The organism is Escherichia sp. HH41S (genome assembly GCF_009820115.1).
GTDB classification, from domain to species: domain Bacteria; phylum Pseudomonadota; class Gammaproteobacteria; order Enterobacterales; family Enterobacteriaceae; genus Escherichia; species Escherichia coli_F.
On sequence record NZ_VNXE01000007.1, the window covers coordinates 1 to 23,118 of the forward strand.

Here is a 23,118-nt window from a genome sequence, read left to right on the forward strand (position 1 = left end):
GCGACTAACACCACCAATATCACTAACCTGACTGATACGGTGACTAACCTCGGTGAAGACGCCCTGAAATGGGACGATGCCGCAGGCGCATTCACCGCTGCACACGGCACCAACGCCACCAACAAAATCACTAACGTCACCGCTGGCGAGCTCTCTGACACCAGCACCGACGCCGTTAACGGTTCTCAGCTGAAAACCACTAACGATAACGTGGCGACTAACACCACCAATATCACTAACCTGACTGATACGGTGACTAACCTCGGTGAAGACGCCCTGAAATGGGACGACGCCGCAGGCGCATTCACCGCTGCACACGGCACTAACGCCACCAACAAAATCATCAACGTACAAGCTGGCATAGTCTCCTCTGACAGCACTGACGCCATAAATGGCTCACAACTTTACGGTTTGGCTGATTCATTCACGTCCTATCTGGGTGGTGGTGCTGATATTAGCGATACAGGTGTATTAACCGGGCCAACCTATAGTATTGGCGGCACTGACTACACTAACGTCGGGGATGCTCTGGCTGCGATTAACACTTCATTTAGTGATTCTCTCGGTGATGCTCTGCTCTGGGATACAACCGCAGGCAAATTCAGCGCCAAACACGGCATTAATAATGATCCCAGTGTAATCACTGATGTTGCAAACGGTGCAGTCTCATCCACCAGTAGCGACGCTATTAATGGTTCTCAACTTTATGGCGTTAGTGACTACATTGCCGATGCTCTGGGCGGGAACGCTGTGGTGAATGCGGATGGCAGTATCACCGCACCGACTTATGCCATCGCTGGCGGCAGTTACAGCAACGTTGGTGACGCACTGGAAGCGATCGATACCACGCTGGATGACGCCCTGCTCTGGGATGCAACAGCCAATGACGGTGCTGGTGCATTCAGCGCCGGTCGTGGGGTAGATAACACTGCCAGTAAGATTACTAACGTCGCAAATGGTGCAATCTCTGCCACCAGCAGTGACGCGATTAACGGCTCACAACTCTATACCACTAATAAATATATCGCAGATGCTCTGGGCGGTGATGCAGAAGTTAACGCTGACGGTACTATCACTGCGCCGACTTACACCATTGCGAATGCCGAGTACAACAATGTCGGTGAAGCTCTGGATGCGCTTGATGAGAACGCGCTGCTGTGGGATGCGACCGCCAATAACGGCGAAGGGGCTTACAACGCCAGTCATGACGGCAAGGCCAGCATTATCACAAACGTTGCTGATGGTAACATTGGTGAAGGTAGCACCGATGCTATCAACGGTTCTCAGCTGTTTAACACCAATATGCTGATCCAGCAGAACAGCGAAGTCATCAATCAGCTTGCCGGTAACACCAGTGAAACCTACATCGAAGAAAATGGTGCAGGTATTAACTATGTGCGTACCAATGACACCGGTTTAACCTTCACCGATGCCAGCGCAGCAGGTATTGGCTCTACCGCTGTGGGTTATAACTCTGTTGCCAAAGGCGATAGCAGCGTGGCCATCGGTCAGGACAGCTACAGTGACGTTGATACAGGTATCGCTCTTGGTAGCAGTTCCGTTTCCAGCCGTGTAATAGTTAAAGGTTCTCGTGACACCAGCGTGTCGGAAGAAGGTGTTGTGATTGGTTATGACACAACTGACGGTGAACTGCTTGGCGCATTGTCGATCGGTGACGATGGTAAATATCGTCAAATCATCAATGTTGCCGATGGTTCTGAAGCCCATGATGCCGTTACGGTTCGCCAGTTGCAGAATGCGATTGGTGCAGTAGCCACCACGCCGACCAAATACTATCACGCCAACTCAACGGCTGAAGACTCACTGGCAGTCGGTGAAGACTCGCTGGCAATGGGCGCAAAAACCATCGTTAATGGTAATGCAGGTATTGGTATCGGCCTGAACACTTTAGTTCTGGCAGATGCGATTAACGGTATTGCTATCGGTAGCAACGCGCGTGCAAACCATGCAAACAGCATTGCAATGGGTAATGGTTCGCAAACTACCCGTGGCGCACAAACTGGCTACACCGCCTACAATATGGATGCACCGCAGAACTCTGTAGGTGAATTCTCTGTCGGCAGCGAAGATGGTCAACGTCAGATCACCAACGTCGCGGCTGGTTCGGCGGATACCGATGCGGTCAACGTGGGTCAATTGAAAGTAACGGATGCGCAGGTTTCCCAGAATACCCAGAGCATTACTAACCTGAACAATCAGGTGACGAATCTGGATACTCGCGTGACCAATATCGAGAACGGTATTGGCGATATCGTGACCACAGGTAGCACCAAGTACTTCAAGACCAACACCGATGGCGTAGATGCTAACGCCCAGGGTAAAGACAGTGTGGCGATTGGTTCTGGATCCATTGCTGCCGCTGACAACAGCGTCGCTCTGGGTACAGGCTCCGTGGCCAACGAAGAAAACACAATCTCTGTGGGTTCTTCTACCAACCAGCGCCGTATCACCAACGTTGCTGCCGGTGTTAATGCCACCGATGCGGTTAACGTTTCGCAACTGAAGTCTTCCGAAGCAGGTGGCGTTCGCTACGACACCAAAGCTGATGGCTCTATCGACTACAGCAACATCACTCTCGGTGGCGGCAATGGCGGTACGACTCGCATCAGCAACGTTTCTGCTGGCGTGAACAACAACGACGCAGTGAACTATGCACAGTTGAAGCAAAGTGTGCAGGAAACGAAGCAATACACCGATCAGCGCATGGTTGAGATGGATAACAAACTGTCCAAAACCGAAAGCAAGTTGAGCGGTGGTATCGCTTCCGCAATGGCAATGACCGGTCTGCCGCAGGCTTACACGCCGGGAGCCAGCATGGCCTCTATTGGTGGTGGTACTTACAACGGCGAATCGGCTGTTGCTTTAGGTGTGTCGATGGTGAGCGCCAATGGTCGTTGGGTCTACAAATTACAAGGTAGTACCAATAGCCAGGGTGAATACTCCGCCGCACTCGGTGCCGGTATTCAGTGGTAATGATTCATTAATGAATGGGTAAACGCCAAATTGCGTGATGCGCTACGCTTATCAGACCTACGGGATGATTCAGCACATTCCTGTAGGACGGATAAGACGTTCACGCCGCATCCGGCAAGATAAGGCGCACCAGATCAACAATCTGAGGGCAATTCTCTGATGGGAATTGCCCTTTTCTTTACAGACATCTCTCTCACTCCAAATTGGCCCTACCAATTCTTCGCTTATCTGACCTCTGGTTCACAGTTCCCCAATTAAAACTCACATCAATGTTGCCAATACATAACATTTAGTTAACTATTCATTGTCATTATCCCTACACAACACAATTGGCAGTGCCACTTTTACACAACGTGTGACACGGAGATGAGCAACAGACTCATTACGCGGCGTGTGTGGACTGCAGGAGACCTGCAATGAATCTCTGGCAACAAAACTATGATCCCGCCGGGAATATCTGGCTTTCCAGCCTGATAGCATCGCTTCCCATCCTGTTTTTCTTCTTTGCGCTGATTAAGCTCAAACTGAAAGGATACGTCGCCGCCTCGTGGACGGTGGCAATCGCCCTTGCCGTGGCTTTGCTGTTCTATAAAATGCCGGTCGCTAACGCGCTGGCCTCGGTGGTTTATGGCTTCTTCTACGGTTTGTGGCCCATCGCGTGGATCATTATTGCAGCGGTGTTCGTCTATAAGATCTCGGTGAAAACCGGGCAGTTTGACATCATCCGCTCGTCTATTCTTTCGATAACCCCTGACCAGCGTCTGCAAATGCTGATCGTCGGTTTCTGTTTCGGCGCGTTCCTCGAAGGGGCCGCAGGATTTGGCGCACCGGTAGCAATTACCGCCGCATTGCTGGTCGGCCTGGGCTTTAAACCGCTGTACGCCGCCGGGCTGTGCCTGATTGTTAACACCGCGCCAGTGGCATTTGGTGCGATGGGTATTCCGATTCTGGTCGCCGGGCAGGTAACAGGCATCGACAGCTTTGAGATTGGCCAGATGGTGGGGCGTCAGCTACCGTTTATGACCATTATCGTGCTGTTCTGGATTATGGCGATTATGGACGGCTGGCGCGGTATCAAAGAAACCTGGCCTGCGGTCGTGGTTGCGGGCGGCTCGTTTGCCATCGCTCAATACCTCAGCTCTAACTTCATTGGGCCGGAACTGCCAGACATTATCTCTTCGCTGGTATCACTGCTCTGCCTGACGCTGTTCCTCAAACGCTGGCAGCCGGTGCGCGTATTCCGTTTTGGTGATTTGGGGGCGTCACAGGTTGATATGACGCTAGCCCACACCGGTTACACCGCGGGTCAGGTATTACGTGCCTGGACACCGTTCCTGTTCCTGACCGCTACCGTAACACTGTGGAGTATCCCGCCGTTTAAAGCCCTGTTCGCATCGGGTGGCGCGCTGTATGAGTGGGTGATCAATATTCCGGTGCCGTACCTCGATAAACTGGTTGCCCGTATGCCGCCAGTGGTCAGCGAAGCGACAGCTTACGCCGCCGTGTTTAAGTTCGACTGGTTCTCTGCTACCGGTACCGCCATTCTTTTTGCTGCCCTGCTCTCAATTGTCTGGCTGAAGATGAAACCATCTGACGCTATCAGCACCTTCGGCAACACACTAAAAGAACTGGCTCTGCCTATCTACTCCATCGGTATGGTGCTGGCATTCGCCTTTATTTCGAACTATTCCGGACTGTCATCAACACTGGCGCTGGCACTGGCGCATACCGGTCATGCATTCACCTTCTTCTCGCCGTTCCTCGGCTGGCTTGGGGTATTCCTGACCGGGTCGGATACGTCATCTAATGCTTTGTTTGCCGCTTTGCAGGCTACCGCCGCACAACAAATTGGCGTTTCTGACCTGTTGCTGGTTGCTGCCAACACCACCGGTGGTGTCACCGGCAAAATGATCTCTCCGCAATCTATCGCTATCGCCTGTGCGGCGGTAGGACTGGTGGGCAAAGAGTCTGATTTGTTCCGCTTTACTGTCAAACACAGCCTGATCTTCACCTGTATGGTGGGCGTGATCACCACGCTTCAGGCCTATGTCTTAACGTGGATGATTCCTTAATGATTGTTTTACCCAGACGCCTGTCAGACGAGGTTGCCGATCGTGTGCGGGCGCTGATTGATGAAAAAAACCTGGAGGCGGGCATGAAATTGCCCGCTGAACGTCAACTGGCAATGCAACTCGGTGTGTCGCGAAATTCACTGCGCGAGGCGCTGGCGAAACTGGTGAGCGAAGGTGTGTTGCTCAGTCGACGCGGCGGCGGGACGTTTATTCGCTGGCGTCATGACACATGGTCGGAGCAAAACATCGTCCAGCCGTTGAAAACGCTGATGGCCGATGATCCGGATTACAGTTTCGATATTCTGGAAGCCCGCTACGCCATAGAAGCCAGCACCGCGTGGCATGCAGCAATGCGCGCCACGCCTGGCGAAAAAGAGAAAATTCAGCTTTGCTTTGAAGCAACACTCAGCGAAGACCCGGATCTCGCCTCACAAGCGGACGTTCGTTTTCATCTGGCGATTGCCGAAGCCTCACATAACATTGTGCTGCTGCAAACCATGCGCGGTTTCTTCGATGTCTTGCAATCCTCAGTGAAGCATAGCCGCCAGCGGATGTATCTGGTACCCCCGGTTTTTTCACAGCTGACCGAACAGCATCAGGCAGTCATTGACGCCATTTTTGCCGGTGATGCTGACGGGGCGCGTAAAGCAATGATGGCGCACCTTAGCTTTGTTCACACCACCATGAAACGATTCGATGAAGATCAGGCTCGCCATGCACGCATTACCCGCCTGCCTGGTGACCATAATGAGAATTCGAGGGAGAAAAACGCATGATTATTTCCGCAGCCAGCGATTATCGCGCCGCAGCACAACGCATTCTGCCGCCATTCCTGTTCCACTATATGGATGGGGGGGCATATTCTGAATACACCCTGCGCCGCAACGTGGAAGATTTGTCAGAGGTGGCGCTGCGCCAGCGAATTCTGAAAAACATGTCCGACTTAAGCCTGGAAACGACGCTGTTTAATGAGAAATTGTCGATGCCGGTGGCGCTAGGTCCGGTAGGTTTGTGTGGCATGTATGCGCGACGCGGCGAAGTTCAGGCCGCAAAAGCGGCGGATGCACATGGCATTCCGTTTACTCTCTCGACCGTTTCTGTTTGCCCAATTGAAGAAGTCGCCCCCGCCATCAAGCGTCCGATGTGGTTCCAGTTATATGTGCTGCGCGATCGCGGCTTTATGCGTAACGCGCTGGAGCGTGCAAAAGCGGCAGGCTGTTCAACTCTGGTCTTCACTGTGGATATGCCAACGCCTGGTGCGCGTTACCGTGATGCGCACTCTGGAATGAGCGGCCCGAACGCGGCAATGCGCCGCTACTTGCAGGCGGTAACGCATCCGCAATGGGCGTGGGATGTGGGCCTGAATGGTCGTCCGCATGATCTCGGTAATATCTCGGCTTATCTCGGCAAACCGACCGGACTGGAAGATTACATCGGCTGGCTAGGGAATAACTTCGATCCTTCTATCTCATGGAAAGACCTTGAGTGGATCCGCGATTTCTGGGATGGCCCGATGGTGATCAAAGGGATCCTCGACCCAGAAGATGCGCGTGATGCGGTACGTTTTGGCGCAGATGGCATTGTGGTTTCTAACCACGGTGGCCGCCAGCTGGACGGTGTACTCTCTTCTGCCCGTGCGTTGCCTGCTATTGCAGATGCGGTGAAAGGTGATATCGCCATTCTGGCAGATAGCGGCATTCGTAACGGGCTTGATGTCGTGCGTATGATTGCACTCGGTGCCGATACTGTACTGCTGGGTCGTGCTTTCCTGTATGCGCTGGCAACGGCGGGCCAGGCGGGCGTGGCAAATCTGCTTAATCTGATAGAGAAAGAGATGAAAGTGGCGATGACACTGACTGGCGCAAAATCGATCAGTGAAATTACGCAAGATTCGCTGGTGCAGGGGCTGGGTAAAGAGTTGCCTGCGGCGCTGGCTCCGATGGCGAAAGGGAATGCGGCTTAAGAGTTAGATGAATATCTGCTATCCTGCCCCCGCACTAAGGGGGCAGTATGCTAAACATCGTACTTTACGAACCAGAAATTCCGCCAAATACTGGCAACATCATCCGTCTTTGCGCTAATACCGGCTTTCGTCTGCATATCATCGAACCGATGGGATTTGCCTGGGACGACAAGCGCCTGCGCCGCGCAGGACTGGACTACCACGAATTTACCGCCGTTACGCGTCATCATAACTATGCTGCGTTCCTGGAAGCAGAAAATCCCCAGCGTCTGTTTGCCCTCACCACGAAAGGCACGCCCGCACACAGCGCCGTAAGTTATCAGGATGGCGACTATCTGATGTTTGGCCCGGAAACACGCGGCCTGCCCGCGAGTATTCTCGATGCCCTGCCCGCTGAACAAAAAATTCGCATTCCAATGGTGCCGGACAGCCGCAGCATGAACCTGTCCAATGCGGTGTCGGTCGTGGTGTATGAAGCCTGGCGGCAGTTGGGGTATCCGGGAGCGGTGCTGAGAGATTAGTTACTGTATGCCGGATAGATGATTACATCGCATCCGGCACAATCTCAGGACGTCAGATCCCATCCCCATATTCAAACGTATGGTTAATACCGTTGAAATGCTGGTCCATGTCCATTGATGGCTTATCGCTGTCTGGTTTACCGACAATGCGTGCCGGAACGCCAGCGGCGGTGGTATGTGGCGGTACCGGTTGCAGCACCACGGAACCTGCGCCAATCTTCGCACCGCGACCAACTTCAATATTACCGAGAATTTTCGCACCTGCGCCAATCATCACGCCTTCACGAATTTTCGGGTGACGGTCGCCGCCAGATTTACCCGTACCGCCAAGGGTAACGGATTGCAGAATCGACACATCGTTTTCAATCACCGCCGTTTCACCCACAACGATGCCCGTCGCGTGGTCGAGCATGATACCGCGACCAATTTTTGCTGCCGGGTGAATATCCACCTGGAACGTCACAGAGACCTGGTTTTGCAGAAAAATAGCCAGCGCGCGACGGCCCTGATTCCACAGCCAGTGACCGATGCGATAGGCCTGCAAGGCATGAAAACCTTTCAGATATAACAATGGGGTTGAGTATTTATCGACTGCCGGGTCGCGGGTACGCACTGCCTGAATATCACAGGCCGCAGAAGCAATCATTTCCGGGTCGGCGGCGTAGGCTTCTTCCACCACTTCACGGATAGCAATGGCAGGCATAATTGGCGATGACAGCTTGTTCGCCAACATGTAACTCAGTGCACTGCCCAGGTTTTCGTGCTTGAGTAGCGTCGCGTGGTAAAAACTGGCCAGCATTGGCTCACAGTCCGCCAGGGTTCTGGCTTCAGCTTTAATATTGTTCCAGACAATTTCCAGTTCTTCACACGACATTGCTTACTCCACACGATGAGATAATGACCGGCCCGTTCTGCGCGGGCCGGGTCATAGCGGTAACAAAGGTTCCCTGGGTTTAGTGGCTGCTGCGCTCGTCCTTGCGTGCACGACCTAGTAAAGTCAATGCTGCCTCGCGCGCGTTTTTTCCGCAATATAATACTTGATAAATTTCCTCGGTTATTGGCATTTCAACGCCGAAGCGATGCGCCAGTTCGCGGACTTCTTTCGTATTGCGGTAGCCTTCCACCACCTGACCAATTTTCTCCTGCGCGCTTTGTACATCCATGCCCTGACCGAGCATCATGCCAAAACGGCGGTTACGCGACTGGTTGTCGGTACAGGTAAGTACCAGATCACCCAGCCCCGCCATGCCCATAAAGGTGGCAGGATCGGCCCCCAGCGCCGCGCCAAGACGCGACATTTCAGCCAGACCTCGGGTGATCAGCGCCGTACGCGCATTCGCACCAAAACCGATACCGTCGGACATCCCCGCGCCAATGGCAATGACGTTTTTCACCGCGCCGCCAAGTTGCACGCCAATGAAATCCGGGTTGCTGTAAACGCGGAAACTTTTACCACAGTGCAGCAACTGCTGAAGATCATCAGCAAAGGTTTGGTCGGTAGAGGCCAACGAAATAGCCGTCGGTAAACCTGCCGCCAGTTCTTTCGCAAACGTTGGGCCAGAGATAACCGCCAGCGGAATTTGATCGCCTAACGCCTCACGCGCCACGTCCTGTAACAAACGTCCGGTTTCCGCTTCCAGACCTTTGGTCGCCCACACCAGACGCGCATCAGGGCGCATCAGCGGTTTAATCTGGCGCAGCACTTCACCAAAGACATGGCTTGGCACGACGACAAGAATATTACGGCTGGCTGCCAGTGCGGTAGCGAGATCGCTTTCAAGATGGAGCGTATCGGGAAAAGGCACATCGGGGAGAAACGCGGCGTTACAGCGGTCGCGTTCAAGCGTTGCGATATGTTCAGGGTCATGGCCCCAGAGGACAACCTCGTGGCCATTTCTTGCCAGGGTGATGGCAAGAGCAGTGCCGTACGAGCCGGCACCGATCACAGTCATTGAAGCATTACGTTGGTTCATCAGGCATCCTGATGTTCTTCAGTACCTTCGCCAGCCTGCTGCTGCAAATAGTTCATGAACAGCGCATCGAAGTTAACCGGCGCAAGGTTCAGTTGCGGGAATGTACCGCGGGATACCATGCTGGTGATGCACTCACGAGCATACGGGAACAGAATGTTCGGGCAGTACGCGCCCAGGCAATGTGCCATCTGGGTGCCTTCGATACCCGCGATGGAGAAAATACCGCCCTGCTGAACTTCGCACAGGAACGCAGTTTCTTCGCCCAGGGATGCCGTTACGGTAACACGCAGTACCACTTCGTAAACGTCATCTGCCAGTTGAGAAGATGCCGTATCAAGATCAAGTTTAACTTCTGGCTGCCAATCTTTCTGGAAAACGTGCGGCGCGTTTGGCGCTTCGAAAGAAATATCCTTGGTATAAATACGCTGGATCTGGAAAGTCATTTCAGTGTTGTTTTGTTCTGACATGTGTCGAAAACCCTTAAGTGTTGTCCTTCAATACTGCGCAATGTAATGCCAACGTTCACACGTTATTTCAGCAGGGGATCCAGTCCACCACGTGCATCCAATGCATACAAGTCATCACAGCCGCCAATGTGCTGTGCGTCAATAAAAATCTGGGGAACCGTGGTGCGACCGCTGCGTTTGATCATCTCTTCACGCTTAGCGGCGTTGCCATCGATCGGCAACTCCTGAAAACTCACACCCTTGCTGCTCAGCAGTGCTTTCGCACGATGGCAATACGGGCAGGTTTCTTTGGTATAGATTTCAACATTGGCCATAAATTAGCTCCTGTTTTTTTACCCTGAAATTTCATGTTGCAGGGCGGCAGCAAAATGGAGTGTCCCCAGAAGCTTATAACAATAAGTCTCAGGGGGCCTAATTGCAGCTAACGGCCTGCATCATGAAAGACGACAGGTAAATTATTTGCCGCGCACCAGAGGCAAGTTTTCACCAGCCCAGCCAGCGACGCCCTCTTTCAGCACGAATACTTGCGCAAAACCTGCTTTCGTCAGCGCGTTTGCAGGCTCCTGGCACTGCATGCCAGAACCGTCTACCACGATAACCGGCTTGTCTTTGTGCTTCTCAAGCTCACCAACATTATTGGCTTTGATTTCGCTCGGCAACAGATTGATAGAACCTGCGATATGGCCTTTACGGAAGTCATCACGCTGACGTAAATCCACAACCACAGCGTCTTCTTTGTTGATCAGACGTGTAGCTTCACCACGAGTAATCACCTTCACTTTCGAGGTCAGGCTCTTAAACGTAGTCACAAGAACCGCCACCAGTAACGCGATCCAGGCGATACTCAGTATGGGATGACGGCCAACAAATTGCATAATTTCTTGCATGGGGGGTAACAACTCCCGACGTAGTGATTAAAAAAACCAGGAAAGGAGTATACCTGCGCGGTGCGGCAAATACAGCCAGCGCGTTAACTGGAATGCAATTTTGCGGGGTGCTACGAAAAAAAAGCGTAAATCTGGCATCGGCTTGCCGCGAGCGGTCGTATATTTTGATCTTCAGAGGCTATTTTATCGATTCAGCTGTAGTAAAATTACGCAAATTTTGACTCTTGAGTATGAGGTTGTCGCAATGTCGGTTTCTAAAAAACCTATGGTACTGGTGATTCTGGATGGCTATGGCTATCGCGAAGAACAGCAGGATAACGCCATTTTTAGTGCTAAAACCCCGGTAATGGATGCACTGTGGGCCAATCGTCCGCATACCCTGATCGACGCTTCCGGTCTGGAAGTCGGTCTGCCTGACCGTCAGATGGGTAACTCCGAAGTAGGCCACGTTAACCTGGGTGCCGGCCGCATCGTGTATCAGGACCTGACTCGTCTGGACGTTGAAATCAAAGATCGCGCTTTCTTCGCTAATCCGGTGCTGACTGGTGCGGTAGATAAAGCGAAAAACGCAGGCAAAGCAGTACACATTATGGGTCTGCTCTCCGCAGGTGGTGTACACAGCCACGAAGATCACATCATGGCGATGGTAGAACTGGCAGCGGAACGCGGCGCAGAAAAAATCTACCTGCACGCATTCCTTGACGGTCGCGACACCCCGCCGCGCAGTGCTGAATCCTCGCTGAAAAAATTCGAAGAGAAATTTGCCGCGCTGGGCAAAGGCCGCGTAGCGTCCATCATTGGTCGTTACTACGCAATGGACCGCGACAATCGCTGGGATCGCGTTGAAAAAGCGTATGACCTGCTGACGCTGGCGCAGGGCGAATTCCAGGCCGACACCGCTGTTGCCGGTTTGCAGGCTGCTTATGCTCGCGACGAAAACGACGAATTCGTGAAAGCGACCGTTATCCGTGCTGAAGGCCAGCCAGACGCGGCAATGGAAGATGGCGATGCGCTGATTTTCATGAACTTCCGTGCTGACCGCGCGCGTGAAATCACTCGTGCATTCGTGAACGCTGATTTCGACGGCTTCGCGCGTAAGAAAGTGGTTAACATCGATTTCGTGATGCTGACCGAATACGCCGCTGACATCAAAACTGCGGTTGCTTACCCGCCAGCTTCTCTGGTTAACACCTTCGGCGAGTGGATGGCGAAAAACGACAAAACTCAACTGCGTATTTCCGAAACCGAAAAATATGCTCACGTCACTTTCTTCTTTAACGGTGGTGTAGAAGAGTCGTTCAAAGGCGAAGACCGCATTCTGATCAACTCGCCGAAAGTGGCTACCTACGATCTGCAACCGGAAATGAGCTCCGCAGAGCTGACCGAAAAACTGGTTGCGGCCATCAAGAGCGGCAAATACGACACCATTATCTGTAACTATCCGAACGGCGACATGGTAGGTCACACCGGGGTGATGGAAGCGGCGGTTAAAGCGGTTGAAGCGCTGGATCACTGCGTGGAAGAAGTCGCGAAAGCGGTTGAGTCCGTGGGTGGACAACTGCTGATCACCGCTGACCACGGTAACGCTGAACAGATGCGCGATCCGGCAACGGGTCAGGCGCACACAGCGCACACCAACCTGCCTGTTCCGCTGATTTACGTTGGCGATAAGAACGTGAAAGCGGTTGAAGGCGGCAAACTTTCTGACATCGCGCCGACCATGTTGTCGCTGATGGGTATGGAAATCCCGCAAGAGATGACTGGTAAGCCGCTGTTCATCGTGGAATAATCCCTCCCCATGAGGGGAAAGGCGATTAATACCATGACACGGGCCGTGAAACCGCGCAGGTTTGCAATCAGGCCCATCATCTACGCCAGCGTTCTTAGCGCTGGCGTATTGTTGTGCGCCTTTTCCGCCCACGCGGATGATCGCGACCAACTCAAATCTATTCAGGCCGATATCGCCGCGAAAGAGCGCGCGGTACGCCAAAAACAACAACAACGCGCAAGCCTGCTCGCACAATTGAAAAAGCAGGAAGAAGCGATCTCTGAAGCCACTCGAAAGCTGCGCGAAACGCAAAACACACTCAATCAACTGAATAAACAGATTGATGAGATGAACGCGTCGATTGCCAAACTGGAGCAGCAAAAAGCCGCTCAAGAACGCAGCCTCGCCGCGCAACTGGATGCCGCGTTTCGTCAGGGCGAGCATACCGGTATTCAGCTCATTCTCAGCGGTGAAGAAAGCCAGCGTGGTCAGCGTTTACAGGCTTATTTCGGTTATCTCAACCAGGCGCGACAAGAAACCATTGCTCAGTTGAAACAAACGCGTGAAGAAGTCGCTATGCAACGCGCCGAGCTGGAAGAGAAACAGAGCGAGCAGCAAACGCTGTTATATGAGCAGCGCGCCCAACAGGCGAAGCTGACCCAGGCGCTGAACGAGCGTAAAAAGACGCTGGCTGGGCTAGAGTCTTCCATCCAGCAAGGTCAACAACAGTTGAGCGAGCTGCGCGCCAACGAATCTCGTCTACGTAACAGCATTGCCCGTGCGGAAGCGGCGGCGAAAGCGCGTGCTGAACGTGAGGCGCGCGAAGCCCAGGCGGTTCGCGACCGTCAGAAAGAAGCGACGCGCAAAGGCACCACCTACAAACCGACCGAAAGCGAAAAATCGCTGATGTCCCGAACTGGTGGCCTGGGCGCGCCGCGTGGTCAGGCATTCTGGCCGGTTCGCGGGCCGACGCTGCATCGTTATGGCGAGCAGCTACAGGGTGAGCTGCGCTGGAAAGGGATGGTGATTGGTGCTTCTGAAGGTACTGAAGTTAAAGCGATTGCCGACGGTCGGGTGATTCTGGCTGACTGGCTGCAAGGCTACGGTCTGGTGGTGGTGGTTGAGCATGGTAAAGGCGACATGAGTCTTTACGGCTATAATCAAAGCGCGCTGGTGAGCGTTGGTTCGCAGGTTCGTGCGGGCCAGCCAATTGCACTGGTGGGCAGCAGTGGCGGTCAGGGTCGGCCTTCACTCTATTTCGAAATTCGCCGCCAGGGTCAGGCGGTCAATCCACAGCCGTGGTTGGGAAGATAAGTTTTGTTTCCATTTCGTCGTAACGTTCTTGCATTTGCCGCTCTGTTGGCGCTCTCCTCCCCCGTACTTGCTGGCAAACTTGCCATCGTCATTGATGATTTTGGGTATCGCCCGCACAACGAAAACCAGGTGCTGGCGATGCCTTCCGCTATCTCCGTCGCTGTATTACCCGATTCACCGCACGCCAGAGAGATGGCGACCAAAGCACATAACAGCGGTCACGAAGTGTTGATTCATCTACCGATGGCACCACTGAGTAAACAGCCGCTGGAGAAAAATACGCTACGCCCGGAGATGAGCAGCGACGAAATTGAGCGCATTATTCGTAGTGCGGTCAATAACGTGCCCTATGCCGTGGGGATCAACAACCACATGGGCAGCAAGATGACCTCTAACCTGTTTGGTATGCAGAAAGTGATGCAGGCGCTGGAGCGTTACAATCTTTACTTCCTCGACAGCGTAACTATCGGTAATACCCAGGCGATGCGCGCAGCGCAAGGCACTGGCGTGAAGGTGATCAAACGGAAGGTGTTCCTCGACGATTCGCAAAATGAAGCGGACATCCGTGTGCAGTTTAATCGTGCAATTGACCTGGCGCGTCGCAACGGTTCGACCATTGCCATTGGGCATCCTCACCCTTCAACGGTACGCGTGTTGCAACAGATGGTTTATAACCTGCCGCCAGACATTACACTGGTGAAAGCCAGCAGCTTGCTGAATGAACCGCAGGTTGATACTTCTACACCGCCGAAAAACGCTGTGCCTGATGCACCGCATAATCCGTTCCGTGGCGTGAAACTGTGTAAACCGAAGAAACCGCTGGAACCGGTTTATGCTAATCGCTTCTTTGAAGTATTAAGCGAAAGCATCAGCCAGAGCACGCTGATCGTTTACTTCCAGCATCAGTGGCAAGGCTGGGGCAAGCAGCCCGAAGCGGCAAAACTTAACGCTAGCGCAAATTAAAGGCGCTACGCGTAATGCGATGGTGCGACCGCGTTTTGTCGCGCCATTGCCATAAGCGGAAAGACCACAGTAACGCCTGATAACCCACCTTTATGCTGCGTACATTGGAAATCAGGCGCTTATACATACCGGAAGTAAATATCTCAGCAATCATCCGTTGGCGGGTAATAATATCTGGCTCTTTACGTACCGCATGGCAAACACGTAATGCTTCGTAAGTTATTTGTTGATGAAATTCCGGGTAAATCACTATTCTGTCTGCGTAATCGCGATTTAACTTTTCCAACAGTCGGGTAATCTTAATATAGTGGCGTTGATAATTAAGGTTTTTATTTCCCTGTCTATTCAATCGGCTCACTGACGTATTATGCAAATAATATTTATATAACGATTGCTCGGTATATCGCACGCGTTGCGCGTTAAACATAAATTCTGTTGTCCAGACAATATCCTGATGATGTAATCCGGCAATAAATTTAATGTTATTTTTAACAATGACATCACGACGATAAACCCCCATCCAGACAACGTGAGTCCAACGGCGGGAAGAAAGCCCCATCCGCAACCAATCAGGGCCGGTTAATACGCCGGTTGAGCGAAGGCGATCGGTGGGGATGGATTGCCAGGTTTCTCCCGTTTCACGAAAACACCAGTCAGCGTTGCACTGCGCCACGTCGAGGTCGTCCTCTAACGCCATGGTCATCAGCGTTTCGTACATAGTGGGATAGACCTCATCGTCAGCATCGACAAAAGCGACATATTTGCCCGTCGCCACCTCGATCCCACGATTACGCGCCACCGATGCGCCAGCATTCGCCTGATGCAACAAACGAACGTGCGGATAGTTTTCCGCGTAATGCTTTGCTATTTCAACAGAATTATCCGTTGAACCATCGTTAATAATAATGATTTCCAGAGCAGTCCAGGTTTGCGTAATTAAAGATTCCATACAAGTGCGGAAATCATCGCCCGCATTATATAACGGGATAATAACACTGAGTTTATTGGTGCTGTTCATCATAAATACCGACGACCTCTGAAGTTATCCTGATGTTTTACAGGCTTTGTATTAAGAAACCATTAAGCCTGTGAGATATTATTTTTACAGGTGAGAGAGTCACTTCAGGGTAGAGAGATAATGAGAACAGCTATATAAGAGATCAGCGCAATTACGAACTCTTTATTACACTGACAGGATTTTACATATTTAACAGATTATCCTCAGGGAAAAGGGCTGGTATTTTGGATTTTCAGATTGTAGACCAAGTGCGCTTTGTTTATGCCGGATGCGGCGTAAACGCCTTATCCGGCCTACCAAATTGTGCAAATTTAATATTTTGCAGGAACCGCGTAGGCATGATAAGCGTAGCGCATCAGGCAATTTTGTGTTTGCCATCAGCTTCAAGGGCTGGTATTCCAGCCCTTGTTCGTGTTAATCCCAGCTCAGAATAACTTTCCCGGACTGGCCCGAACGCATGGCATCAAAGCCTTTCTGGAAATCATCAATGGAGAAACGATGGGTAATGATCGGCGAGAGATCGAGGCCAGACTGAATCAGCGCCGCCATCTTGTACCAGGTTTCAAACATCTCACGACCGTAAATACCTTTAATGAACAAGCCCTTAAAGATCACTTTGGTCCAGTCGATAGACATATCAGACGGCGGAATACCCAGCATCGCAATGCGACCGCCGTGGTTCATGGTGTCGAGCATGGTACGAAACGCTGGCGGCGCACCGGACATTTCCAGACCGACATCAAAGCCTTCGGTCATGCCTAACTCCGCCATCACGTCATTGAGATTTTCTTTGGCGACGTTAACCGCACGGGTGATACCCATTTTACGCGCCAGCTCAAGGCGGTATTCATTAACATCCGTGATCACCACGTTGCGTGCACCGACGTGTTTCGCCACCGCCGCAGCCATAATACCTATCGGACCTGCACCAGAAACCAGCACATCTTCGCCCACCAGATCAAACGACAGCGCGGTATGCACGGCGTTACCGAAGGGATCAAAAATGGAAGCCAGATCATCGGAGATATTGTCGGGGATTTTGAAAGCGTTGAACGCCGGAATCACCAAATATTCTGCGAAGCAGCCCGGACGGTTAACACCGACACCGATCGTGTTGCGGCACAGATGGGTACGACCGCCACGACAGTTGCGACAGTGACCGCAGGTGATATGGCCTTCGCCAGAAACGCGATCGCCAATCTTGAAGCCTTTCACTTCCTGACCAATACCTACCACTTCACCGACATATTCATGGCCCACGACCATCGGCACCGGGATGGTTTTTTGCGACCACTCATCCCAGTTATAGATGTGAACGTCAGTCCCGCAGATGGCTGTTTTACGGATTTTAATCAGCAGATCGTTATGCCCGAGTTCCGGTACAGGAACGTCGGTCATCCAGATGCCCTCTTCCGCTTTCAGTTTGGATAACGCTTTCATCTCACATCCTCAGGCGATAACGCCCAGTTGTTTACCAATACGCGTGAATGCTTCTACTGCACGCGTAATTTGCTCAGGGGTATGCGCCGCAGACATCTGGGTACGGATACGCGCCTGACCTTTCGGAACGACCGGATAGAAGAAACCGGTGACGTAAATGCCCTCTTTTTGCAGTTCACGTGCAAATTTTTGCGCCACTACAGCATCGCCAAGCATGACCGGAATAATGGCGTGATCGGCACCCGCCAGGGTAAAGCCCGCCGCCGACATTTGCTCACGGAACTGACGCGCGTTCGCCCACAGACGGTCACGCAGCTCGCTACCCGCTTCAACCATCTCCAGCACTTTGATGGAAGCGGCAACAATGGCCGGTGCCAACGAGTTGGAGAACAGGTACGGACGAGAACGCTGGCGCAGCCACTCAACCACTTCTTTGCGTGCCGCGGTATAACCACCAGACGCCCCGCCCAGCGCTTTACCGAGCGTGCCGGTGATAATATCGACCCGGCCCATCACATCGCAGTATTCATGGGAACCACGACCATTTTCACCGACAAAACCAACGGCGTGGGAGTCGTCTACCATCACCAGGGCATCGTATTTATCTGCCAGATCGCAAACACCTTTCAGGTTGGCAATCACGCCGTCCATCGAGAACACACCATCGGTGGCAATCAGCACATGACGCGCACCGGCTTCACGCGCTTCTTTCAGACGAGCTTCAAGCTCCTGCATATCGTTGTTGGCATAGCGATAGCGTTTAGCTTTACACAGACGCACACCATCAATAATAGACGCGTGGTTCAGTGCGTCGGAGATAATGGCGTCTTCCGCGCCCAACAGCGTTTCGAACAGGCCACCGTTAGCATCAAAGCAGGAAGAGTAGAGAATCGCATCTTCCATCCCCAGGAAGGCCGCCAGTTTTTGTTCAAGCTCTTTATGGCTGTCCTGAGTGCCGCAGATAAAACGTACTGAAGCCATGCCGAAACCGTGAGAATCCATTCCCGCCTTTGCCGCCGCAATCAGATCCGGATGATTCGCCAGTCCGAGATAGTTATTGGCACAAAAGTTAATGACGTGGCTTCCATCAGCCACAGTGATGTCTGCTTGTTGCGCAGACGTAATAATGCGCTCTTCTTTAAACAACCCTTCCGCCCTTGCGGTTTCCAGATCGTTGGTTAACTGCTGATAAAATTCTCCACGCATTGCGATTCTCCAGACAGGGCAAATTCCAGCACATATTACCCAAACTTATAGGTTGCGACGAGATGACGCGTTAACACTTCTGCAAAATTCAGGATAAATAACGTCCATCAATCTCACTTTTGGCGAATGGCTGAAGCCAACGCCGTGTAGTGATATGATAGAAGCATTCGTGTCTGAGATTGTCTCTGACTCCATAATTCGAAGGTTACAGTTATGATCATCGTTACCGGCGGCGCGGGCTTTATCGGCAGCAACATCGTTAAAGCCCTGAATGACAAAGGCATCACCGATATTCTGGTGGTGGACAACCTGAAAGACGGCACCAAGTTTGTGAACCTGGTGGATCTGGATATCGCGGACTATATGGATAAGGAAGACTTCCTGATCCAGATTATGGCTGGCGAAGAGTTCGGCGATGTCGAAGCGATTTTCCACGAAGGCGCGTGCTCTTCCACCACCGAGTGGGATGGCAAGTATATGATGGATAACAACTATCAATACTCCAAAGAGCTGCTGCACTACTGTCTGGAACGCGAAATCCCGTTCCTGTACGCTTCTTCCGCGGCCACTTACGGCGGTCGCACCTCCGACTTTATTGAATCCCGCGAGTACGAAAAACCGTTGAACGTCTACGGTTACTCAAAATTCCTGTTTGATGAATATGTTCGCCAAATCCTGCCAGAAGCGAACTCGCAGATTGTTGGCTTCCGCTATTTCAACGTTTATGGACCGCGTGAAGGCCATAAAGGCAGCATGGCGAGCGTCGCTTTCCATCTCAACACTCAGCTTAACAACGGTGAATCACCGAAGCTGTTCGAAGGTAGCGAGAACTTCAAACGTGACTTCGTCTATGTGGGCGACGTGGCTGATGTGAATCTGTGGTTCCTGGAAAACGGCGTTTCCGGCATCTTCAACCTCGGCACCGGTCGTGCAGAATCCTTCCAGGCAGTAGCAGATGCTACGCTTGCTTATCACAAGAAAGGCCAGATCGAATACATTCCGTTCCCGGATAAACTGAAAGGCCGCTATCAGGCGTTCACTCAGGCAGATCTGACGAATCTGCGCGCGGCGGGTTACGACAAACCGTTCAAAACCGTTGCTGAAGGTGTAACGGAATACATGGCCTGGCTGAATCGCGACGCATAAGAGCTCTGCATGAAAATACTGGTGATCGGCCCGTCTTGGGTTGGCGACATGATGATGTCGCAAAGTCTCTATCGCACGCTCCAGGCGCGCTATCCCCAGGCGATAATCGACGTGATGGCACCGGCATGGTGCCGTCCATTGTTATCGCGGATGCCGGAAGTTAACGAAGCTATCCCTATGCCTCTCGGTCACGGAGCGCTGGAAATCGGCGAACGCCGCAAACTGGGTCATAGTCTGCGTGAAAAGCGCTACGACCGCGCCTACGTCTTACCCAACTCCTTCAAGTCCGCATTAGTGCCTTTCTTCGCGGGTATTCCTCATCGCACCGGCTGGCGCGGCGAGATGCGCTACGGTTTACTTAACGATGTACGCGTGCTCGATAAAGAAGCCTGGCCGCTAATGGTGGAACGCTATGTCGCGCTGGCCTATGACAAAGGCATTATGCGTACCGCACAAGATCTGCCGCAGCCATTGTTATGGCCGCAGTTGCAGGTGAGCGAAGGTGAAAAATCATATACCTGTAATCAATTTTCGCTCTCATCAGAACGTCCGATGATTGGCTTTTGCCCCGGAGCGGAGTTTGGTCCGGCAAAACGCTGGCCACACTACCACTATGCGGAGCTGGCAAAGCAGCTGATTGATGAAGGTTATCAGGTGGTTCTGTTTGGCTCGGCGAAAGATCATGAAGCGGGCAATGAGATTCTTGCCGCTTTGAATACCGAGCAGCAGGCATGGTGCCGGAACCTGGCGGGGGAAACACAGCTTGATCAAGCGGTTATCCTGATTGCAGCCTGTAAAGCCATTGTCACTAACGATTCTGGCCTGATGCACGTTGCGGCGGCGCTCAATCGTCCTTTGGTTGCCCTGTATGGTCCGAGTAGCCCGGACTTCACACCGCCACTATCCCATAAAGCGCGCGTGATCCGCCTGATTACCGGCTATCACAAAGTGCGTAAAGGTGACGCTGCGGAGGGTTATCACCAGAGCTTGATCGACATTACTCCCCAGCGCGTACTGGAAGAACTCAACGCGCTATTGTTACAAGAGGAAGCCTGACGGATGCGGGTTCTGATCGTTAAAACATCGTCGATGGGCGATGTTCTCCATACGCTGCCCGCACTCACTGATGCCCAGCAGGCAATCCCAGGGATTAAGTTTGACTGGGTGGTGGAAGAAGGGTTCGCACAGATTCCTTCCTGGCACGCTGCCGTTGAGCGAGTTATTCCTGTGGCAATACGTCGCTGGCGTAAAGCCTGGTTCTCGGCCCCCATAAAAGCTGAACGCAAAGCGTTTCGTGAAGCGCTACAAGCAGAGAACTATGACGCAGTTATCGACGCTCAGGGGCTGGTAAAAAGCGCGGCGCTGGTGACGCGTCTGGCGCATGGCGTAAAGCATGGAATGGACTGGCAAACCGCTCGCGAACCCTTAGCCAGCCTGTTTTACAATCGTAAGCATCATATTGCAAAACAGCAGCACGCCGTAGAACGCACCCGCGAACTGTTTGCCAAAAGTCTGGGCTATAGCAAACCGCAGACTCAGGGCGATTATGCCATTGCGCAGCATTTCCTGACGAACCTGCCGACAGATGCTGGCGAATATGCCGTATTTCTTCATGCAACAACCCGTGATGATAAACACTGGCCGGAAGCACACTGGCGAGAGTTGATTGGTTTACTGGCAGATTCAGGAATACGGATTAAACTTCCGTGGGGCGCGCCGCATGAAGAAGAGCGGGCAAAAAGACTGGCGGAAGGATTTGCTTATGTTGAAGTATTGCCGAAGATGAGTCTGGAAGGCGTTGCCCGCGTGCTGGCCGGGGCTAAATTTGTGGTGTCGGTGGATACGGGGTTAAGCCATTTAACGGCGGCACTGGATAGACCCAATATCACGGTTTATGGACCTACCGATCCGGGATTAATTGGTGGGTATGGGAAGAATCAGATGGTTTGTAGGGCTCCGGGGAATGAGTTGTCTCAATTGACAGCAAATGCTGTTAAGCAATTCATTGAAGAAAACGCTGAAAAAGCTGCCATGATTTAAATTACAACTCTTTAATAGATAATTTTGAAATAAAATCAGCTTCCTTGCTGATTTTATTTCACATATTCATTACTTATCTAATAAACATTGGTCCGATTGTGCTTTAAAATAAGCACAAAGCAATATTATGGTGACAAACACAGCAGTCGGAACCGGTTTAGAAAAGAGTATTACATCACTTAGGCCTACTACCAGTAGTGAAAAAAGCAAGATTAAAATATAAGGTTCTTTAGCAGTTCTTAAGGCATATATGAATATTGCTGAAAAGGCTAAAATTGTTAATACTACTCCAGGAATACCACGCGTTGATAACGTATCTATGAGATCGTTATGCAAATGAGAATCTACAAAGGGTAAAGCGCCACTTAATCTAGGCTCTTTCTCTTCTAGTTCATGTATTTTTTCCGCGCGTTTTTCCAGTGATTGTCCTATTGGAGAATATGTTTTTAAACCAACTTCATACATTGCCAGACGGGCACCGACTGAAGTTCTGGTGTTATCATGCGAATAATTAACTAAATCCCTATTTAAGTCATTCATTCTCGTAAGTAATGTATCTTTAAAAGAAAATACACCTGCTAATAATGCAATCGCAATAAAACAATATAACTTATAATTAATTCGCTTATTAATATAACTATCCATTACGATTAATAGTAACGCAAAGAATGGAAACACTAATATGGCTGCACGCGTCTCAGTTACTATGACAGCACATAAGCTAAGCATGAAGTTAATTGTATATAATGTTGTTTTATGTCTAAAGTCGGATTTTAAAATGAGAATTGATGCCAGTAAAGAAGGGAAAAGGATGATGTAGCCTGCTGTTGTAGCGTGGGAAACTGATAATGCAACACGGTCGACGTTTAAATAGAAATGTTGCCACATGGCATGCGCAAAAAAAAGTAACTGCGTTGCCAAGGATGCGAACAGAATTAGTTTCCCAAATTTTATTTTGGTTCTCATCTCATCTTTAGCAAAAAGAACTAAGAAAATAAAAGCACTACACAAGGCAATTTTTCCAGTTTCCATTGGGCCACGATATGCATTGGTATAAACCGAGCCTGAAACTTTATAATGTGAATACCAGATGATATTAACGATACCCAAAAGACATAATGAGATGAAAATTAACAACGTAGGATTATTAGTTATTGTTTTTTTTGGTGTCATTAGAAAATACAATGCAGATATAATTCCAGCTGCATGAAGAAACTTTGTCGCAACATCATCCCATAAAGACAAAGTCATCAAAGAAAAAATACATAATATGAGAATTAAAGACTTTATACCAGAATTAATTTCATTCCAACAAAACGACATATAATTTCAACCTATGCTACGAG

At 51.3% G+C, this 23,118-nt stretch carries 20 protein-coding genes; 11 read left to right on the plus strand and 9 right to left on the minus strand.

What is annotated here, in order from left to right:
• From FQZ95_RS01070 to trmL, 5 genes are all read left to right on the plus strand, one after another.
• Nucleotides 1-2,994, plus strand: a 2,994-nt coding sequence (locus FQZ95_RS01070; RefSeq protein ID WP_202384082.1) for a YadA family autotransporter adhesin, incomplete at its 5' end; no start/stop codon positions are given.
• Nucleotides 2,995-3,410: 416 nt separating this feature from the next.
• Nucleotides 3,411-5,066, plus strand: a complete 1,656-nt coding sequence (gene lldP, locus FQZ95_RS01075; RefSeq protein WP_032185464.1) for an L-lactate permease — start codon at nucleotides 3,411-3,413, stop codon at nucleotides 5,064-5,066.
• The gene (gene lldR / locus FQZ95_RS01080; RefSeq protein ID WP_001353574.1) at nucleotides 5,066-5,842 is read left to right on the plus strand and encodes a transcriptional regulator LldR; all 777 of its coding nucleotides are present in this window, start codon (nucleotides 5,066-5,068) and stop codon (nucleotides 5,840-5,842) included. Before lldP ends, lldR begins: the two co-directional genes overlap by 1 nt.
• On the plus strand, nucleotides 5,839-7,029 hold the full coding sequence (gene lldD, locus FQZ95_RS01085; RefSeq protein WP_000586976.1) for a quinone-dependent L-lactate dehydrogenase: 1,191 nt from the start codon (nucleotides 5,839-5,841) through the stop codon (nucleotides 7,027-7,029). The genes lldR and lldD overlap by 4 nt, the downstream gene beginning before the upstream one ends.
• Before the next feature lie 47 nt (nucleotides 7,030-7,076).
• Nucleotides 7,077-7,550 carry a tRNA (uridine(34)/cytosine(34)/5-carboxymethylaminomethyluridine(34)-2'-O)-methyltransferase TrmL gene (gene trmL, locus FQZ95_RS01090; protein WP_000932361.1) on the plus strand — a complete coding sequence of 158 codons (474 nt, stop codon included), beginning with the start codon at nucleotides 7,077-7,079 and terminating at the stop codon, nucleotides 7,548-7,550.
• Nucleotides 7,551-7,602: 52 nt separating this feature from the next.
• Here trmL and cysE read toward each other — a convergent pair whose 3' ends face one another.
• The 5 genes from cysE to FQZ95_RS01115 form a co-directional block, all read right to left on the minus strand.
• Entirely contained in the window at nucleotides 7,603-8,424 is an 822-nt protein-coding gene (gene cysE / locus FQZ95_RS01095; RefSeq protein ID WP_001277561.1) for a serine O-acetyltransferase, read from the minus strand.
• A 79-nt stretch (nucleotides 8,425-8,503) separates the two neighbouring features.
• Nucleotides 8,504-9,523, minus strand: a complete 1,020-nt coding sequence (gene gpsA, locus FQZ95_RS01100; RefSeq protein ID WP_001076194.1) for an NAD(P)H-dependent glycerol-3-phosphate dehydrogenase — start codon at nucleotides 9,521-9,523, stop codon at nucleotides 8,504-8,506.
• Entirely contained in the window at nucleotides 9,523-9,990 is a 468-nt protein-coding gene (secB, locus tag FQZ95_RS01105; RefSeq protein ID WP_000003377.1) for a protein-export chaperone SecB, read from the minus strand. The genes gpsA and secB overlap by 1 nt, the downstream gene beginning before the upstream one ends.
• Nucleotides 9,991-10,052: 62 nt before the next feature.
• On the minus strand, nucleotides 10,053-10,304 hold the full coding sequence (grxC, locus tag FQZ95_RS01110; protein ID WP_000024392.1) for a glutaredoxin 3: 252 nt from the start codon (nucleotides 10,302-10,304) through the stop codon (nucleotides 10,053-10,055).
• A gap of 141 nt (nucleotides 10,305-10,445) precedes the next feature.
• Entirely contained in the window at nucleotides 10,446-10,877 is a 432-nt protein-coding gene (locus tag FQZ95_RS01115; protein ID WP_001156181.1) for a rhodanese-like domain-containing protein, read from the minus strand.
• A gap of 244 nt (nucleotides 10,878-11,121) precedes the next feature.
• Here FQZ95_RS01115 and gpmM point away from each other — a divergent pair, with 244 nt between their 5' ends.
• From gpmM to FQZ95_RS01130, 3 genes are read left to right on the plus strand one after another with little or no spacing between them, the layout of a single operon-like run.
• Nucleotides 11,122-12,666 carry a 2,3-bisphosphoglycerate-independent phosphoglycerate mutase gene (gene gpmM, locus FQZ95_RS01120; protein WP_015953845.1) on the plus strand — a complete coding sequence of 515 codons (1,545 nt, stop codon included), beginning with the start codon at nucleotides 11,122-11,124 and terminating at the stop codon, nucleotides 12,664-12,666.
• Nucleotides 12,667-12,699: 33 nt separating this feature from the next.
• Nucleotides 12,700-13,959 (plus strand): murein hydrolase activator EnvC, encoded by a 1,260-nt coding sequence (gene envC, locus FQZ95_RS01125; RefSeq protein WP_230146813.1) that lies wholly within the window; start codon nucleotides 12,700-12,702, stop codon nucleotides 13,957-13,959.
• A 3-nt stretch (nucleotides 13,960-13,962) separates the two neighbouring features.
• Entirely contained in the window at nucleotides 13,963-14,922 is a 960-nt protein-coding gene (locus FQZ95_RS01130) for a divergent polysaccharide deacetylase family protein (RefSeq protein ID WP_088542001.1), read from the plus strand.
• On the opposite strand, the gene waaH is transcribed toward FQZ95_RS01130, so the two are convergent.
• The 3 genes from waaH to kbl all read right to left on the minus strand — a co-directional run bounded on the left by waaH (nucleotide 14,909) and on the right by kbl (nucleotide 18,586).
• Nucleotides 14,909-15,943: a UDP-glucuronate:LPS(HepIII) glycosyltransferase gene (gene waaH / locus FQZ95_RS01135; RefSeq protein ID WP_160529788.1), complete on the minus strand. Its 1,035-nt coding sequence runs from the start codon at nucleotides 15,941-15,943 to the stop codon at nucleotides 14,909-14,911. The genes FQZ95_RS01130 and waaH overlap by 14 nt on opposite strands.
• 411 nt (nucleotides 15,944-16,354) lie before the next feature.
• Complete coding sequence (gene tdh, locus FQZ95_RS01140; RefSeq protein WP_000646014.1) at nucleotides 16,355-17,380, minus strand: L-threonine 3-dehydrogenase; 1,026 nt, start codon at nucleotides 17,378-17,380, stop codon at nucleotides 16,355-16,357.
• Between the two features lie 9 nt (nucleotides 17,381-17,389).
• Nucleotides 17,390-18,586, minus strand: a complete 1,197-nt coding sequence (gene kbl / locus FQZ95_RS01145) for a glycine C-acetyltransferase (protein WP_001213834.1) — start codon at nucleotides 18,584-18,586, stop codon at nucleotides 17,390-17,392.
• 213 nt (nucleotides 18,587-18,799) lie between these two features.
• Between kbl and rfaD the strand changes: the two genes are divergently transcribed.
• Genes rfaD through rfaC form a run of 3 tightly spaced genes read left to right on the plus strand, consistent with a single transcriptional unit; the run spans nucleotide 18,800 to nucleotide 21,772 of the window.
• Nucleotides 18,800-19,732: an ADP-glyceromanno-heptose 6-epimerase gene (gene rfaD / locus FQZ95_RS01150; protein ID WP_000587750.1), complete on the plus strand. Its 933-nt coding sequence runs from the start codon at nucleotides 18,800-18,802 to the stop codon at nucleotides 19,730-19,732.
• A 9-nt stretch (nucleotides 19,733-19,741) separates the two neighbouring features.
• On the plus strand, nucleotides 19,742-20,788 hold the full coding sequence (gene rfaF, locus FQZ95_RS01155) for an ADP-heptose--LPS heptosyltransferase RfaF (protein ID WP_000699228.1): 1,047 nt from the start codon (nucleotides 19,742-19,744) through the stop codon (nucleotides 20,786-20,788).
• A gap of 3 nt (nucleotides 20,789-20,791) precedes the next feature.
• Nucleotides 20,792-21,772: a lipopolysaccharide heptosyltransferase RfaC gene (gene rfaC / locus FQZ95_RS01160; RefSeq protein WP_032185467.1), complete on the plus strand. Its 981-nt coding sequence runs from the start codon at nucleotides 20,792-20,794 to the stop codon at nucleotides 21,770-21,772.
• Between the two features lie 69 nt (nucleotides 21,773-21,841).
• Here rfaC and FQZ95_RS01165 read toward each other — a convergent pair whose 3' ends face one another.
• Complete coding sequence (locus FQZ95_RS01165) at nucleotides 21,842-23,095, minus strand: O-antigen ligase family protein (protein WP_032185468.1); 1,254 nt, start codon at nucleotides 23,093-23,095, stop codon at nucleotides 21,842-21,844.
• Between the last annotated feature and the right edge of the window lie 23 nt (nucleotides 23,096-23,118).